The organism is Cytobacillus sp. EB106-05-05-XG126 (assembly GCF_058791715.1).
Genome location: NZ_JBYTDU010000006.1, coordinates 68,234 through 85,235, shown reverse-complemented (window position 1 = coordinate 85,235; position 17,002 = coordinate 68,234). Strand labels below are relative to the sequence as shown.

The following is a 17,002-nucleotide window of genomic DNA, read 5'->3' as shown; positions in this document are numbered from 1 at the left end:
CGGACAGGAGGGAAAAAACAACAAGATTTCTCATCAAGATAAAGGGGGTCAACATCAATGAATAAAGCTTTTGAAAAAGCACAGCAATTTGGTAAATCATTCATGCTGCCTATTGCGGTTTTACCGGCAGCAGGCTTGTTATTAGGAATAGGCGGAGCGCTGTCCAACCCGAATACGGTTTCAGCATATCCTTTTTTAGATATCAGTTGGCTACAGGCCATTTTTACAATAATGAGTGCCGCAGGTTCAATCGTATTTGCCAACTTGCCGATCATATTTGCGGTAGGGGTAGCGATCGGTTTAGCCCGTTCAGATAAAGCAACGGCTGGATTAGCAGCCATGATTGGATATTTTGTTATGAATAGTACAATCAGTGCACTGCTATCTTTAACCGGAGACCTGGCGAAGGATAATCTGGCAGGAGCCGGTCAAGGGATGGCAGTAGGGATTCAGACTTTGGAAACGGGTGTATTTGGCGGGATTATCGTCGGGATTGCAGCAGCTGCCCTTCATAACAAATACAATAAAATTCAGCTGCCTCAAGTGTTAGGATTTTTTGGGGGATCTCGCTTTATTCCTATAGTCGTTTCATTTGCTTCAATTTTTGTAGGAGCGATTCTATTTTTGATATGGCCTTATTTCCAGGCATTAATCAATGGGCTGGGATCAGTGGTTACAGGCACCGGGGAAATTGGAACCCTTTTCTATGGATTTATTTTGCGTATGCTTGGACCGCTTGGCCTGCACCATATTTTCTACCTTCCTTTCTGGCAAACCGCTCTTGGCGGAACACTGGAGATTGGCGGAAAATTAGTCAGCGGTACACAAAATATCTTTTTTGCGCAATTGGGTGACCCATCGACTGAACAATATTACGATGGGGTATCCAGATTTATGTCAGGCCGTTTTATTACAATGATGTTTGGTCTGCCAGGCGCTGCATTGGCCATTTATCATTGCTCTAAAAAGAAAAACAGAAAAGTGGTAGCAGGGATTTTGCTATCAGCAGCGTTAACATCATTCCTGACTGGTATCACAGAACCGCTGGAATTCAGCTTCTTATTCGTGGCGCCTCTTCTTTATTTAGTGCATGCTATTTTTGATGGTTTTGCTTTTATGATGGCTGATATTTTCAATATTACTGTCGGTCAAACATTCTCAGGCGGATTTATTGATTTCATTTTATTTGGAATTCTACAAGGTGCCGATAAAACAAATTGGCCATATGTATTGATGGTAGGGATTCCGTGGTTCTTCCTATACTACTTTACCTTTAAATTCTTAATCAGAAAAAAGAACTTCAAAGTTCTTGGACGCGAAGACGAAGAACAGGCGGCAGAGCAAGTTTCAGCTACAGACCGTGCCAAAACAATTGTAGAAGGATTGGGCGGAACAAATAATATTGATATTGTTGATTGCTGTGCGACTCGTCTCCGGGTAACTGTTAAAGATGATTCCATGGTAAAAGAGGATATCATTAAACAGACTGGATCAAAAGGAATTGTGAAAAAAGGAACGGGTGTTCAAATTATTTATGGACCACAAGTCACCATTGTTAAAAACGAAATAGAAGAGTATCTAGGTCAGTAATAAATAATAAGGACGTGTTTGTAAATGCATCAAGTGCTGAAACAGATCAAAAACGGGCTAATTGTTTCCTGCCAGGCTTTAGAAGGAGAACCTCTTCATAGCTCGTTCATTATGGGACGTATGGCATTGGCTGCAAAAGAGGGAGGAGCAGCTGGCATTCGTGCCAACTCTGTCCCTGATATTAAGGAAATAAAAAAACAAGTGGATCTTCCTGTAATTGGCATTATTAAACAGGTATACAAAGACCATCCTGTCTTTATTACACCTACGATGAAAGAGATCGATGCCTTAGCTGAGACAGGTGCCGAAATTATTGCAACAGATGCAACCAACCGTATTCGGCCGGATGGAAAGGACCTGAAATCGTTTTATCAGGATGTAAGGTCAAAGTATCCAGATATACTGCTGATGGGCGATGTCTCTACAGTAGAAGAAGCCATATTTGCCGATGAGCTCGGATTCGATATTGTCGCACCGACATTATACGGATATACAGAAGAGACAAACGGTTTGAAAATCGATGATCATGACTACACCGTTATTAAACAAATCGTCAAAGAAGTGAAGCATGCTAAGGTTATAGCTGAAGGAAATGTTTCAACTCCGGAAATTGCCCGTTCAGTACTGGACTTTCATGTTCACTCGGTTGTGGTTGGCGGTGCGATAACCAGACCTCAGATCATCACGAAAAGATTTGTAGATGCTATTAAAAAATAGAGACCAGCTGAAAATAACTCAGTCTTCTGACTGTGTGGTTTTCAGCTTTTTGCTTTACTGAAAAGTTATAGATATTTCATAGTTTTCTGCCCTTTGAATAAAAATAAGGTTAACATCTTGTATAATGAGCCTATCGATTATTTAAAAAGGAGATAGAATATGGAATATCTCGGTGAGAATCTTCTGCATGGCATTGCCTGCACGATGGAAAAATTCACAACATCAGAGTCGGAATTAGCAAAGTATATAATTGAAAATCCGGATGAAATCAGCCAAATGTCTATTAATCAAATCGCTAAAAAAATTCATATTTCCCCAGCTACAATCACCCGTTTTTGTCAGAAAATCTCTTTTACAGGTTTTAATGAATTTAAGCATGAATTAAAAAGATATATCGATTTAACGAATAAACCGACTGTGTCCAGTGATATTAAGGAGATTGATTATTTTTCCAATCTCTATCAAAACCATTTGGAGATCATCGAAACGACTTTTCGAAAAATGTTTTATTTTGATATTCAGCAAGCTGTTTCTCTTTTAACGGAAGCGGAGAAAGTGCATGTATATGGCATCGGCAACTCAGGGATTGCAGCACAGGAGTTTAAATGGAAGTTTTTCCGGATCGGAATCCAGGTTGAGTCGATTACAGATCCTCATCAAGCTGTCATGGATGCAGCATTAAGCTCAGACAGAAGCCTTGTCATTGGCATTTCTGTTTCAGGGAACACAAAAGAAATAATCGACGCTGTTAAAATTGCTAAAAAGCAAGGTGCGTCAGTCCTTGCCATCACAAGTGAGAAAACATCCGAACTCTCCCGGCTGGCAGATCTATCCCTTCTGGTAATGAGTAAAAGCAGTATGCATATGGGCCAGAATATTTCTCCAACGCTGCCGCTCTTCCTGCTCTTTGACCTGCTGTATACAGAACTTGTGGCAAAAGATTATGTCAATCGTGTTCAGATTCGGGATAAGACATTGAGGGCCTTGAAGGATATTTAATGAGGGGAATGGCATAAATGAAGATAAGACATGGAACAAAGAAGAGCCCTTAATGTAAAGGCTCTTTTACCGTTTCTTCACTGCTGGAAGAATTCAATGCGAATATTCCGCCGATAATCAGTATGATTCCCAGGGTCTTCATGGTGCTGAATGCTTCTCCCCATAAAATGGCGCCTATAAAAGCAGTCAACGCGGTTCCTGCACCAGACCAAATGGCATAAGCCAGGCTTAATGGAAGGGTTTTAAGACATAATGATAAGCAATAAAATGAAAGTGCATAGCCAAATACGACTCCTGCAGATGGCAGGAGCATAGTTAATCCATCCGACAGTTTGAGCATGGTAGTGGCAAAAATCTCTCCAGCGATTGAAATTGTTAAGAATACATAACCTCTCATACTAATGGCCTCCACCGCTATTCAATAAGATGACGCCGCCGACTATCAAAGCCAATCCCAAAAGCTTTTTGCCATTTACATTCTCTTTGTAGATAAAGATCCCGACTAAGGCTGTCAGCACAGTCCCGATACCGGCCCAGATCGCATAGGCAACGCCTAGAGGCAGCGTTATTAACGATAAAGATAGCGCGTAAAAAGCGACACTGTATCCAATGATTACACCAATGGATGGCAGGAGCTTTTTAAATCCGTCTGATGCTTTAAGCAAGGAGCTGCCAGCCACTTCACTTACAATGGCTAATGCTAAAAGAAAATAGGCATTCATATAGTCTCCCCGTTTCTTCTGCGAATGGTTTCAATTTATTTTACCTTTTCGAAGGCTCCTTTTGCCAAGTATATGAATAGGCGAAACCAATTTATTTCCAAATCGTATGAATAGGTATAGTCATATTGGGACCTAAGTTGGAGGCTTGTTAATGAACTTCATAACTCGAAAAACAAAATCACTTTGGATAGATCAAATAGCCCGCAAGAGCTGTGAAATAACAGATCCATTTGATTTCTCCTGTATGGATCGATATGTTGAGGGGAAAAGGATTGTGCTGCTGGGAGAGAGCAGCCATGGAATCGGAGATTTTTATAAAACCAAAGTGAATATGATTAAGTATTTGCATAAGGTCCATGGATTTAAGGCTGTTGTATTGGAGAGTGGTCTGCTTGAAGCGGTATTAAGCAGAAGTCTGCTGAAAGATCTTCCTGCTAAAGAACAAATTCAGCACAGTCTTCTTGATATTTTTCATAACGAAGAGATGCTTCCTTTATATCAGGAGTCCTGGGCGGATAGCCTTCATATTTCAGGAATGGATATTCAGCCTGCATATCAGCAGGTATCCCATAGGATGCTGGACTGGCTCAAACTCCACACTGACGAAGAAATGGTTTCTTCAATCAATCGGGCAGAAACCCTATTCTTTGAAATCGATGAGGAGATTAGAGGACAAGCCAAAATACCAAAAATGGTCAAAGAAAAGATACGAATGTGCATGGGTTTATATCAATCATGCCTGGAGCTTTTTGCAAGCAGAGTAATTGATGCTGATCTGGAAAGAGAAGAAATCCTGAAGGTTATTGGACAGGGGCTGAAAAACCGTCTGAAGTGGCTGGAAATCAATACAAAAAGCTGGATGGCATCTGGTGTCATGCGGGGAACGAATATGTACAAAAATCTGCAGTGGTTATTAGAAGAGCATTTCAAGGGTGAAAAGGTCATTGTCTGGGCTCATAATTTTCATATTAGAAAAAGCAAAACACTGACCTCAAGCCTTTTGGGAATTACGACTGTCGGACAGCTCCTGTCCAGCAGCAGATATAGTGATCAAGTATATTCGATAGGGTTTTATGCAGGAGAGGGTGAGTTTGCTTCCCTGATAAGGGTTCACTTTTCCATTAATGCCTACAAAAATAAGCACCTGGAAAGTTTGCTTATGGACGCTTGCCGGCATGACAGCTTTGTGCCGCTATGTGACAAGGGGCTGCCGGAGCGCAGTTGGATGAAGCGGAGATGGCAGCTCCTTGAAACAGGAATGGTGGGACAGCTGCCGATTTCCATTTATCCTCAAAAGCATTATGACGGCATCTTTTTTTGCAGAGTGGTGCAGCCGCCCGTTTATTTAGAATGATGAAGAGATGAGAGCAGGTAAGAGTAAGTGATCATGACTGAGAATCAGATAAGTGAATACATATTAAATGGAATTACTCAACGATTGCGGGCTGGTTTACTGTTACTTTATTTTTTAATTAATGCAAGGTCCTGCTTCTCCAAAAAATGAGTGCTGGGACATCAATCTGTGATGAATAATGGGACGCCCGTCAGGCATTCTAATTAAGAATGCTTAGTAAAAGGAGATTGATGATCCATGTACTTTTATAAAGAAGATTTAATCAATATGATTGTACCTGATAAGCCGGATCCTCATGCGGCGAGAGTGCTGCAGGAGGCATTAGGCGGACAGTTTGGTGAAATGCGGACATTGATGCAGTTTTCATTCCAGAGTGCGAATTTCAGAGGCAAGGCGAAGCAATACCGAGATCTGATAAGAGGCATATTTTTGGAAGAGCTGAGCCATGTGGAGCTTGTCCAATCCACGATTAATCAGCTTCTGAATGAAGCTGGAGGGGATATGCCGGGCAACCAGGCAGCAGATGGGGCCCCTTTGGATGATGTCATCCAAGGAGGAGCGAATCCGCATCATTTCATTATTGGGGCAAAGGCGTCACTTCCAGTCGATGCTGGCGGGAACCCGTGGAATGGCTCCTGGGTATATGACCATGGCAACCTGGTGGCGAACCTCCTGAATAATGTGGTTCTTGAATCCACCGGAGTTCTTCAAAAATCAAGGATTTACGAAATGAGCAGCAATAAGACACTGAGGGAAACGATTGCCTTCCTAATAGTGCGGGATAATGCCCATCAAAATGCCTTCGCCAAAGCACTGGAAACGCTGGGTGTTGATTGGGGCAAACTATTCCCGATTCCTAATTATGATTTAAATAAATACCCTGAATGCCGTAAGTACGTTGAAATGGGCTTCCATAATGCCCAGTTTAATTTCAGGCTTGATGATACCCGGATTGGTGAAATTTTTCAAGGAACCACTCCTAGCAGAAATGGCGGAGACCTTGCCGTTGTAGAACCGCCAAAAGGCTATCCTGTCCCAGAAATGCCTGACATGCCGAATGAACATGCACCTGGGCTTTTTGATTTGAACAATTAGTTTTTTCGAATGGCGTCCTGAATATAGGACGCCATTTTTCTATATATATTTTAAGGTTTCCTTTAGCATTTTTGGGGAATCTATAGTTATCGAATCAATGAAGAACTTGTTTGTTCCTGAAAGGAGTGTCGCGGATGGAGTCTATTTGGCTCGAGTATGCCTGGGCATTATTGATATTAATTGGACTGGAAGGATTGCTGTCAGCGGACAATGCCCTTGTTCTGGCAGTCATTGCCAAGCATTTACCGGAAGATGAGAAGAAAAGGGCAATCAATTATGGAATCATTATGGCATTTGTTTTCCGATTTGGTGCGCTGTTTGCCATATCTTTTATTGCAAACGTCTGGCAGATACAGGCCATTGGAGCGGCCTATCTATTGTACCTTGGTTTAAAACATGTGATTAAGGCCAAGTTCGGTAAAGAAAATAAAAATATTCGCGAGGATGTGAAGAAAGACGCAGCCGGGAAAGGATTTTGGCCTACTGTAGGAAAGATTGCATTAGCGGATCTTGCCTTTGCCATCGATTCGATTCTTGCGGCTGTTGCACTGGCACTTGGACTGCCGGATTCACCGCTTGATGATTTCGGCGGCATGGATGGAGGCCAGTTTATTGTCGTCGTTTTAGGCGGGATTGCCGGACTGATCCTGATCAAATTCGCGGCTACCTGGTTTGTGAAGCTGCTTGCCAAACGGCCTGCATTGGAAACAACGGCCTATGCGATTGTCGCCTGGGTTGGTGTCAAGCTTGCTGTTATCACACTTGCCCATGAGGATATTGGTGTCCTTGATCATCATTTTCCTCATAGTACAGGCTGGACTATCGTCTTCTATGGCGTATTAGTGGCCATTGCGCTGCTTGGGTGGTTTGCTCCGGGTAAGAAACAAACGGAGGGTGAAGCTTTATAAAGAGAAATGCGTTGATCTTAGGATTAACGCATTTTCTTATGGACAGCTTTTGAGGGCTGTCTTTTTTGATTGGGAAAATAAAACTGCTGCAACATTCGATTAAAGTATAAAAAATTACAGGTGATATTAAAAGAGTGCTAGTGATAACGCTTTCATGAACTGGGAATAAAGTTATAATTTTTCCTGTAGACAGGTAATTCTTATCCATTATAAAGGGGGAAAAAGAATGAAAAGAAAGTGGAAAGTCGTTTCTCTTATGCTGTTGATATTTGCATTTATTGCAGCAGGGTGCAGCCAGGGAACCGGCGGCGGAAGCAGTGAAGTAAGTGTCGGGATTGTTTTGCCAACGAAAGATGAGCCTAGGTGGGTTCAGGATGAGCAAAGATTTAAAGATGCGTTAAAAGGAACGGAATACACAACTGAAATTTTATTTAGCCAGGGATCTTCGGCTAAGGAAAAAGAAAATGTAGAGACTTTGCTGAACAAAGGGATTGATGTACTGATCATCTGTCCTCAAGATGGTGATGCAGCAGCAGCGGCGGTTGAAGCCGCAAAGAAGGATGGCGTAAAAGTCATTTCCTATGATCGTTTAATTACTAACACAGATGCAATCGATTATTATGTAACATTTGACAGCCTTGCAGTAGGAGCTGCACAGGCACAATATTTAGTTGACAACGCAAAGGGCAAGGACGTGCCTCTGTACCTATATGCCGGCGCTGCTTCTGATAATAATGCCTTCTTATTCTTCCAGGGAGCATGGAGCGTGCTTCAGCCTAAAATTTCAGATGGCACATTCAAGATTGCTAACTCAAGCGAAGCCGAAGCTTTGAAAGATACAGCTGATCTGTCCCGTGACCAGCTAAGCAAAATTATTGGTCAGGTAACAACGAACTGGGATCCTAACGAAGCAAAGAACAAAGCGCAAACCCATTTGACAGCAGCTTCTGACGATCTGAAGGGCGATGTGGCTATTCTTGCTCCGAATGACGGAACTGCCCGTTCCATTGCAGATGTATTTGGAACTGACAGCGCAGTATCTAGCTATCTTGTGACAGGTCAGGATGCAGAGAAAGCTTCCATTCAATACGTTATTGATGAAAAGCAATCCATGACAGTATTCAAGGATGTTCGTACTCTCGTAAAAGATGCAATGGGCATGGCGATTGATATTCTTGAAGACAAAGACCCTGAGACAACTGGATCTTACGATAACGGCAAGATTGAAGTTAAAGCAAAGCAAACAGATGTAATCGTTGTCGACAAAGATAACGTAAAAAATGAATTGATCGATTCTGAATACTATAAAGCAGATGAATTTACAGGGCTTTAATCAATAAAGGTCGAGAAGTAGTGATAGATGAGTCTATCACTATTTCTCCTTCTGAATAGCTGTTTGGCTAAGGGGGAGTCATAATGAGCGAAAATATTTTGGAAATGCACGGAATCTCCAAAGAGTTTACAGGTGTTAAAGCGCTCAGCAATGTCAATTTCAAGGTGGAGAAAGGTGAGATACACTGCTTAATCGGTGAAAATGGAGCGGGCAAATCCACTCTGATGAAGGTGCTCAGCGGCGTATATCCTTATGGCACATATGAGGGTGATATTGTATTTGAGGGCAGTGTGCAGCAATTCAACAAGATTAGTGACAGTGTAAAGGCAGGAATCGTCATTATCTACCAGGAGCTTGCCTTGTTTCCTGATCTCACAGTCTACGAAAATATTTTTGCGGGCAATGAAATCAAGCAAGTGGGAATCGTCGATTGGAACCGGACCATTGCTGAAGCTAAAAAAATGCTGGATAAGGTTAAGCTCGATGTGAACCCTGAGACACTCGTTAAAGACCTGAGCGTTGGAAAACAGCAGTTGGTCGAAATAGCCAAAGCTTTAAGCAAGGATGTGAAACTGCTTATCCTGGATGAACCGACTGCAGCATTGAATGAAGATGACAGCGAAAATCTGCTGGATTTGTTAGGTGAGCTGAAAAAGCAGGGAATTACCTGCATTATGATCTCCCATAAGCTGAAGGAAGTCATTTCTATTGCAGATAAGGCTACGGTGCTTCGTGATGGCCAAACAATTTGTACCCTGGACGCAGCAAAAGGTGAAATCTCTGAAAATGTCATTATCAAAAACATGGTTGGCAGGGAGATTGAAGATATTTATCCGAAGAGGCCGAACAAGACGTTTGGTGATCCTGTTCTAGAGCTTCGCAGCTGGTCTGCGTATGCTGTGCATTTGGGCAGGCAGGTTGTAAAAGATGTTAATTTTCAGGTTAAAAAAGGAGAAATTGTCGGGATTGCTGGCTTGATGGGGTCAGGCAGGACAGAACTTGCCCTGAGTATTTTCGGAAATCCAAAATCTTATAAATTGCAAGGCGAGCTCCTGGTGGATGGCGTTCCAAAGACGCTGAAGCATCCGAGTGACGCCATCAGGTCAGGGATTGCGTATGTGACGGAAGACCGAAAAGGGGACGGCCTGTTTTTAATACAGGACATTAAAAACAACATTTCTGCAGCAAATCTCAAACGGGTTGCAGTAAATGGAGTGATTAACGATAACGAAGAAGTGAAGGAAACAGCGGAATATAAAAAGTCCATGTATATCAAAGCTTCATCTCTTGAACAGGTTGTCGGCAACTTAAGCGGAGGAAACCAGCAGAAAGTATCCCTGGGCAAATGGCTATTTGTCGGGCCGAAATTGCTGATTCTGGACGAGCCGACGCGTGGCATTGATGTGGGAGCTAAGTTCGAGATTTATACGATTATGAACCAATTGATTGAGGAAGGCATGAGCATCATTATGATTTCTTCGGAACTGGGTGAAGTTCTTGGGATGAGCGATCGTGTCTATGTCATGGCGGAAGGCCAAATGAAAGGTGAGCTGTCGATTGAAGAAGCCAATCAGGAAAGTATTATGCAGCTTGCTACGCAATAGGAGGTTAATCTAATGGAATTTATTAACGAAGCGAAGACGCTATTTAAAGATAATATCCGTGACTACGGCATGTACATTGCCTTATTCGTTATTATGCTCACCTTCACCATTATGACTGACGGGCTGTTTATGTCTTCACGAAATATAAGCAACATGCTTGATTCAACGGGGTACATCGCTGTTCTGGCAGTAGGGATGACGCTGGTTATCGTGATTCGCCATATTGACCTCTCAGTCGGATTTGTTGCCGGCTTTTTGGGAGCCATTGCTGCAATTCTCCTGACGGGAATGGGAGTGCCTTTTTATATCACTATTCCGGTTATTCTGGCGCTGGGTATTTTTGTCGGACTGTTCAACGGTCTTCTAGTTGCAAAATTTGGTATCCCATCCTTTGTTGCTACACTTGCAGGAATGCTGATCTTCAGAGGAGCCCTTCTTCAGGTAACAGAGAAAACAGGGACCATTATCATCAAGGATGACGGATTTAACGCAATCGGGAACGGATTTATTCCTTCCGTTATGCAAGTGAATGGACTGCATCTGCTTACACTGATTCTGGGATTACTGGCGATATTACTGTATATATACAGTGAAATTTCCACCCGGACGAAAAAGATCAACTATCAATTCGAGGTAGTGTCTAAAGGGATTTTTATTGTCAAATTAGTTTTCGTTTCAGCTATCATTTCCTATATTACATGGATCCTCGCAGGCTACAACGGATTTTCCTGGACAGTTGTCATCATGCTTTTAGTGGTTGTCGTCTATCATTTCCTGACAACGAAAACCGTGCTCGGAAGACATATATATGCAGTAGGAAGCAATCCGGAAGCGGCACATCTGAGCGGAATCAATGTAAATAAAATTACGTATATAGTCTTCGGTTCAATGGGGATGCTGGCAGCCCTTTCAGGTATATTATTTACCTCCCGGCTTCAGTCAGCGACTACTACTGCCGGGACATTATTTGAACTTGATGCCATTGCAGCTGCTTATGTTGGCGGAGTTTCATCAGCAGGGGGCGTGGGCAAAATCACCGGTGCTATTATTGGTGCTGTGGTCATGGCTTCTTTATCCAGCGGTATGAATCTGCTCGGAGTAGGGGTTTCCCTCCAGTATATGATCCGTGGAGGCGTATTGGCGGGTGCTGTGATCTTTGATGTCATGACTCGGAAGAAGAGAGGCTAGATTACCAGTTTCCTGCATTCATAGTTTTGAAAATGGGGCATCCGGCAAGGGTGCCTTTATGATGCAGATGGGCAGCATTCCATAAAGCGCTGATTATCCTCTTGTTAACACCAAACAATCCTCTCACTTTCTAACTCTTCTATCAGCCTTAAAAAGGTGATAGAATTAAAATTATTTAACTATTCATACTTAGAAACGGAGATACAGCCTTGCGTAAAACGGGTATTTTAATATTTTGTCTAACATGTATCGTCCTTGGTTATTTCACATTCACGCTTTATAAGAAAGCGTTTACATCCGAACGGGATCTTCCGGCAGCATCAGATGGACAGGAAGTGAAATACCGGCTGGTTCTGATAACGCAGGAATTAGAGACCCCTTTTTGGGATAAGGCAGGTATTGCTGCACAGGAACAAGCACGGAAGGATGGGGCAAGTCTGGAAGTCTGGGGAAGCTATGGAAAGAATCAAGAGGAATTTTTAAAAAAGCTGGAGATAGCCATTCAATCAAAAGTGGACGGCATCATTGTTCAGGGTCTGGACACTCAGGAATTCAAAGATTTAGCAAAGATAAAAGCAGCTTTTTATGGAATTCCGATTATTACAGTGGCCAATGACGTGCCCAAATCTGAAAGTTTGAGAAAAACGTACGTCGGCTCTGATCAATATCTGGCCGGGCAGTTAATTGCAGAACAGCTTCTTGACGATATGGGCCATGAGGGAAAAGTCATCCTTATGGGCGACAAGCATAAAGAGTATTATCAGCAGCAGCGCCTCGATGGGATCCATGAAGTACTGAAGGATTATCCAAATATCCAGACAGTCTATGCGGAAACGACTGATGTTAGGGAGGAAATTATTGCTGCCACTCAGAACATGCTGAATCAAAACCCGGATACTGATAGTTTTGTAGCTATTAAGGCCAATATAGCCGGAGCGATGATTCATGAAATTGGCAGGCGATCACTGGTTGAACCTTATTATATCTATTCTTTTGACGATGGTCCGGATTCAATTTCTTTGCTTACTCAGGGAAAACTTGATGGAATCATTGAACAATCCCCTGAGAAAATGGGAAGCCTCAGTGCAGAGCTGATTTTAAAATGGCTCAGGGATGAAGAAGTGCCGCTGAAATCTGATGGCTACCTGACCGATATCAGGATATTAAAAGCGCTGGAAAAGAAATGAACAAAATACATAAGAAAATCTGGACACTTATGACTGTAATTCTTTTGATCATGGCAGCCATTTGGATCACACTTACTTATTATAATCAGAAAACTCAGAATCAATATAACGATATTCTTCAGCGGTACCTTCGGATGAATGAGGTTACAAGGACAAGCCAGCAGGTGATTGCAGACTTGAATAACTATTTTATCACCCCCATTCCGGAGAATTTGGACAAATTGAACACTAGCAAGGAAAAAATGATAAAGGTGAGAAGTGAAGTTTCATATCTGCGAAATTCAGAAAATGATTTTGCACTGACAAATTATATGAATCTAATTGATAGCCTGGTTGAGACGACGGACCGCTCCCTTCTTTTCTTTAAAGAAAAGGAGACAGAGGACTCGGCCAAGGAATTTTCGGAAGCAACGCGCATCTCCATGTATATATCTGAGATGACGCTGACACTGGTCGATAGTGAACTGAATACATATGAACGGTTTTACCGGGGGATCATTGAACAATCCGAAGAAATTAAAAAACTGGGGATTTGGCTCATGCTGATGATCACATGCCTTTTAATGTTCTTGACCTATGGCTTTTCCTTGAGCATCACGAAGCCTGTGCAGAAGCTGACCAAGGCAGCCAATGATTTATCAAGGGGAAGATTTCATTTGCCGATAAAGGTTGATTCGAATGATGAAATTGCTTTCCTGGCGCAGACTTTTGACCGGATGCGGGTTAATATCAATAATCTGATTTCAGAAATCCAGCATAAGGCACAGCTGGAGCATGAGCTGCAGGAAAGCAAGTTGCTGCTGAAGGAAAGTCAGCTCTTGAACCTGCAAAGCCAAATTAACCCTCATTTTTTATTTAACACATTAAATACCCTTTCCAAGAAAGCCTATCTGGAAGGTTCTCTTGAAACAAGTGACTTGCTTGTAAGTGTTGCCGGCCTGCTTCGCTATAACTTAAAAAGGCTTGATAGGCCCGTGACACTTGGTGAAGAAGTGATGGTCCTGCAGCAGTACATGGATATTCAAAAAGCCAGATTTACAGATCGTCTGCATTTGAAAATGTCTATAGATGAAACGTGTCTGAATGTGGACATTCCGGGTCTCACGCTGCAGCCAATCATCGAGAATGCCGTTAATTATGCAGTCGAGCCCAGGGAAGATGGCGGGAAAATCTGGTTTCGCATTCAGGACGGAAATGACTGTGTAATTATAGAAGTGGAAGACGATGGTCCAGGAATTGAGGAATTAAAAATTAAACAGATTCTTCAAGGGCAGTTCATTCAGAAAGATGGAAATTCAACAGGCATCGGGTTTACCAATGTAGTCAGGCGTTTGCGCCTTTTTTACGGCAGTGACGATGTCATGAGCATTGAGAGCAGTGCTGCAGGCACAAAAGTAGTGATGAAAATACCGAAAGATAGGAGGGGGGCTGCATGACAAAACTTCTGATCGCGGATGATGAACAAATTGAGCGGGAAGGACTGGAAATGATTCTGCAGAAAGCCTTTCCTGGTGTTGAAATCATCCAGGCGAAAAATGGAAAGATGGCCGTTCAGCTGGCTAAAGAGTTTATGCCTGAATTAATCCTGATGGACATCCAAATGCCAGGAATGAATGGCCTGGAAGCTATAAAGCAAATCAGTGAAGAGATTCCGCATATTAAATTTATCATGATTACAGCTTTCGATACATTCGATTATGCACGCCAGGCGATAAAGCTTGGGGTAAAGGATTATTTACTGAAGCCAAGCAAGATCACGGAAATTGAAGCAACAATTGGGAGGGTGCTTGAACAGATTGAGGAAGAGCGGAGGTTCCGTGAAATGACAAAGCTCCAGCAGGATGCGCTGCAAAGGGCTCTTCCGGTCATTGAGACAGATGTCGTGACACAGCTGCTGTTCGATCATGTCCATGAAGTTCATCTGGATATGCTGGTTGAAATGCTCGATATTCGCTCAACAGATGAACAGTTTGTCATGAGCATCCTGCTTCCCGATGGACAGGGACACCTCTATACCGCAGTCAAAGAGAAGGTCAGACAAGCAGGCAGTGCATGGGTAGGTGCACTATATGGCCGTCAGCTTCCCATCATTGTTTTTCGGGAAAAGCAGCATTCATTCCGTTCGCAGGCTATATCCATGGCCGGCGAAATTCTTTCTCTTGCAAAAAAAGGGTCATCAGAAGGCTGGTTCGTCGGGATCGGGAATGCTTGCGGTTCCCTGCAATCCATCCGTCAATCCTATCAGGAATCTCTTATTGCCACTTTGGATTCAACTCTTCCTGTTAAATACCGTTTTTATTCCGACGTGCCAGTACTTAGTGCAGGGGAGGATCTGCAGCTGACCAAAGAACGGGAAAAACAGTTTTTCGATCAAGTCAGGCTTGGAAAATGGCAGCAAATCAGCTTGCGTGTAATGGAGATGATTCAGCGTTGTGAAACGGAAAGAGCAGGGGTGATTCAAGCGCAGCAGCGGGTGCTGCAAATGCTTTGGATTGCTTCACGCGTAATGAGTGAGATTGGGGTTGAAGCTCCTGCACCATTTTTTGCCTATCAAACGCAGGATTTCCGGCAGCTTCGCTCTGAAACGGATGAATTGTTAGGACAGATGAGGAAATCGTATATGGAGCATTACGACAGGCTGGAAGCGGATACTGTCCATCAGCTGAAACAATATATAACCGAACATTCCCATGAAGATATTTCTCTTGAAGCATTGGGAAGGAAAGTGGGGTTAAGCCCGATTTATATCAGTAAAATGTTCAAGGAGAAGCTAGGGGTTAACTATATTGACTTCCTGACTGAATGCCGTATTGAAAGAGCAAAGAAGCTGATGGCAGATCACGGGAAAAGTCTGAAGGAAATTACCTTTGAGGTGGGCTATCATGAACCGAACTATTTCAGCAAGGTTTTCAAAAAGATGTGCGGCCGCTCACCGACGGAATTCCGCAAAACCCTTCTGGGCAAAAAAGACTGATGGAAGGAAAAGGGGCAAGACAGATGGATAAGATTCAAAGGAAGCTGACTCTGGCTGCACTGTTTCTGGTTTGCCTCCTGTCAGCCTGCCAAATGGATACAGCAATCGAAAAAAATCCCGGGAAAGCAATACCTGCGGCAGGCAAAGTGCAAGGAGGAGAGGATGGGAAGAAACCCATTAAAATCGGCTTTTCAATGGATACTTTATTGGAAGAACGCTGGCTGAAGGATCGAGATCTGTTCAAAGAGGCTATAGAAGAGCTTGGAGCGGAAGTGGAGATCATGGCTGCGAATGGGAATGATGCGGTTCAAATATCACAGGCAGAAACATTAATAAAACAAAGGGTGGACCTGCTGGTTGTCGTTCCCCATAATGCTGAAGCCACCGCTTCGATCGTCAAAAAAGCACATGAGGCAGGCATTAAGGTCATTTCATATGACCGGCTTGTGAAAAATGCTGATATCGACTTATACATATCCTTTGATAATGAAAAGGTTGGTGAGCTGCAGGCAAAGGCCATCACCAAACTGGTACCTAAAGGGAAGTATGTGTATATTGGCGGAGCAATCACTGACCATAACGCACATTTATTCAAACGAGGAGTCTTTAACGTGCTTCAGCCTTTAATTGATAAAGGAGATATTCAGATTGTTTATGATCAGTGGTCCAGAGATTGGACACCGGCGAATGCATTTGTGAATATGGAAGAGGCTCTTAAAGCCAATCAAAATCAAATTGATGCAGTGATCGCGGCAAACGATGCAACTGCAGGCGGTGCCATCCAGGCATTGGCGGTGCAAGGGCTGGCAGGAAAAATCCCTGTAGCCGGGCAGGATGCCGAGCTTGCCGCTGCCCAGCGGATCATCAGAGGCACGCAGACGATGACAGTATACAAACCTATCGGCACACTGACCAAAGAAGCTGCTGAACTTGCGGTCAGAATAGCAAAGGGTGAACAGGTAGAAACAACCCGAAAAATTAATAATGGCAAAATTGAAGTGCCTTCAGTCCTTCTTTCGCCTATTGCTGTTGATAAACACAACATGGATAGCACCATTATTGCAGATGGGTTTCATTCCAGAGATGAAGTTTATAAGTAGGGACGCGGGGACAGACACCCACGCCCCCGACTGGGACTTGGAACCTGTCCCTGAGTCCCTATTGCGTGAACGGTTCTCTGCTGGTATGATAAATGTAATTATAATGAAATGGAGGTTTTCCTGTTGACAGCATCAATGAGACTAAGAAGCCCGCTTTTCAATCGTTAATTGAATACGTTTGAAGGCTCTGCCTATGTTCAGAGCGACGGGATTGGTCTGTCTATTTAAGGA

15 protein-coding genes are annotated in these 17,002 nt (G+C 43.0%); 13 read left to right on the top strand and 2 right to left on the bottom strand.

Annotation, left to right across the window (positions count from 1 at the left end):
* The first annotated feature begins 57 nt into the window (after positions 1-57).
* The 3 genes from AC3WTL_RS17645 (at position 58) to AC3WTL_RS17635 (ending at position 3,306) form a co-directional block, all read left to right on the top strand.
* The gene (locus AC3WTL_RS17645) at positions 58-1,590 is read left to right on the top strand and encodes a PTS transporter subunit EIIC (RefSeq protein ID WP_492369820.1); all 1,533 of its coding nucleotides are present in this window, start codon (positions 58-60) and stop codon (positions 1,588-1,590) included.
* A gap of 24 nt (positions 1,591-1,614) precedes the next feature.
* Entirely contained in the window at positions 1,615-2,307 is a 693-nt protein-coding gene (locus AC3WTL_RS17640) for an N-acetylmannosamine-6-phosphate 2-epimerase (RefSeq protein ID WP_048009689.1), read from the top strand.
* 159 nt (positions 2,308-2,466) lie between these two features.
* Complete coding sequence (locus tag AC3WTL_RS17635; protein WP_492369819.1) at positions 2,467-3,306, top strand: MurR/RpiR family transcriptional regulator; 840 nt, start codon at positions 2,467-2,469, stop codon at positions 3,304-3,306.
* A gap of 49 nt (positions 3,307-3,355) precedes the next feature.
* Here AC3WTL_RS17635 and AC3WTL_RS17630 read toward each other — a convergent pair whose 3' ends face one another.
* Together AC3WTL_RS17630 and AC3WTL_RS17625 are read right to left on the bottom strand one after the other, a co-directional pair.
* Positions 3,356-3,703, bottom strand: coding sequence for a DMT family transporter (locus AC3WTL_RS17630; RefSeq protein WP_197248679.1), 348 nt, complete (start codon positions 3,701-3,703; stop codon positions 3,356-3,358).
* A 1-nt stretch (position 3,704) separates the two neighbouring features.
* On the bottom strand, positions 3,705-4,028 hold the full coding sequence (locus tag AC3WTL_RS17625; RefSeq protein ID WP_492369818.1) for a DMT family transporter: 324 nt from the start codon (positions 4,026-4,028) through the stop codon (positions 3,705-3,707).
* A 151-nt stretch (positions 4,029-4,179) separates the two neighbouring features.
* Here AC3WTL_RS17625 and AC3WTL_RS17620 point away from each other — a divergent pair, with 151 nt between their 5' ends.
* From AC3WTL_RS17620 to xylF, 10 genes are all read left to right on the top strand, one after another.
* A complete protein-coding gene (locus AC3WTL_RS17620) occupies positions 4,180-5,382 on the top strand; it encodes an erythromycin esterase family protein (RefSeq protein ID WP_492369817.1) in 1,203 nt (400 codons plus the stop codon).
* Positions 5,383-5,619: 237 nt separating this feature from the next.
* Complete coding sequence (locus tag AC3WTL_RS17615; RefSeq protein ID WP_222499952.1) at positions 5,620-6,477, top strand: manganese catalase family protein; 858 nt, start codon at positions 5,620-5,622, stop codon at positions 6,475-6,477.
* A gap of 134 nt (positions 6,478-6,611) precedes the next feature.
* Positions 6,612-7,385 carry a TerC family protein gene (locus AC3WTL_RS17610; RefSeq protein WP_035326567.1) on the top strand — a complete coding sequence of 258 codons (774 nt, stop codon included), beginning with the start codon at positions 6,612-6,614 and terminating at the stop codon, positions 7,383-7,385.
* A 226-nt stretch (positions 7,386-7,611) separates the two neighbouring features.
* A complete protein-coding gene (locus AC3WTL_RS17605; protein ID WP_076260014.1) occupies positions 7,612-8,718 on the top strand; it encodes a sugar ABC transporter substrate-binding protein in 1,107 nt (368 codons plus the stop codon).
* A gap of 83 nt (positions 8,719-8,801) precedes the next feature.
* Positions 8,802-10,322, top strand: a complete 1,521-nt coding sequence (locus AC3WTL_RS17600; protein WP_492369816.1) for an ATP-binding cassette domain-containing protein — start codon at positions 8,802-8,804, stop codon at positions 10,320-10,322.
* Positions 10,323-10,334: 12 nt separating this feature from the next.
* The gene (locus tag AC3WTL_RS17595) at positions 10,335-11,510 is read left to right on the top strand and encodes a sugar ABC transporter permease (RefSeq protein ID WP_061791860.1); all 1,176 of its coding nucleotides are present in this window, start codon (positions 10,335-10,337) and stop codon (positions 11,508-11,510) included.
* A 209-nt stretch (positions 11,511-11,719) separates the two neighbouring features.
* A complete protein-coding gene (locus AC3WTL_RS17590) occupies positions 11,720-12,697 on the top strand; it encodes a sugar ABC transporter substrate-binding protein (RefSeq protein WP_492369815.1) in 978 nt (325 codons plus the stop codon).
* The gene (locus AC3WTL_RS17585) at positions 12,694-14,133 is read left to right on the top strand and encodes a sensor histidine kinase (RefSeq protein WP_492369814.1); all 1,440 of its coding nucleotides are present in this window, start codon (positions 12,694-12,696) and stop codon (positions 14,131-14,133) included. The genes AC3WTL_RS17590 and AC3WTL_RS17585 overlap by 4 nt, the downstream gene beginning before the upstream one ends.
* Complete coding sequence (locus tag AC3WTL_RS17580) at positions 14,130-15,671, top strand: response regulator (protein ID WP_226619660.1); 1,542 nt, start codon at positions 14,130-14,132, stop codon at positions 15,669-15,671. The genes AC3WTL_RS17585 and AC3WTL_RS17580 overlap by 4 nt, the downstream gene beginning before the upstream one ends.
* A complete protein-coding gene (xylF, locus tag AC3WTL_RS17575; RefSeq protein ID WP_492369842.1) occupies positions 15,668-16,771 on the top strand; it encodes a D-xylose ABC transporter substrate-binding protein in 1,104 nt (367 codons plus the stop codon). Before AC3WTL_RS17580 ends, xylF begins: the two co-directional genes overlap by 4 nt.
* Positions 16,772-17,002 lie beyond the last annotated feature (231 nt).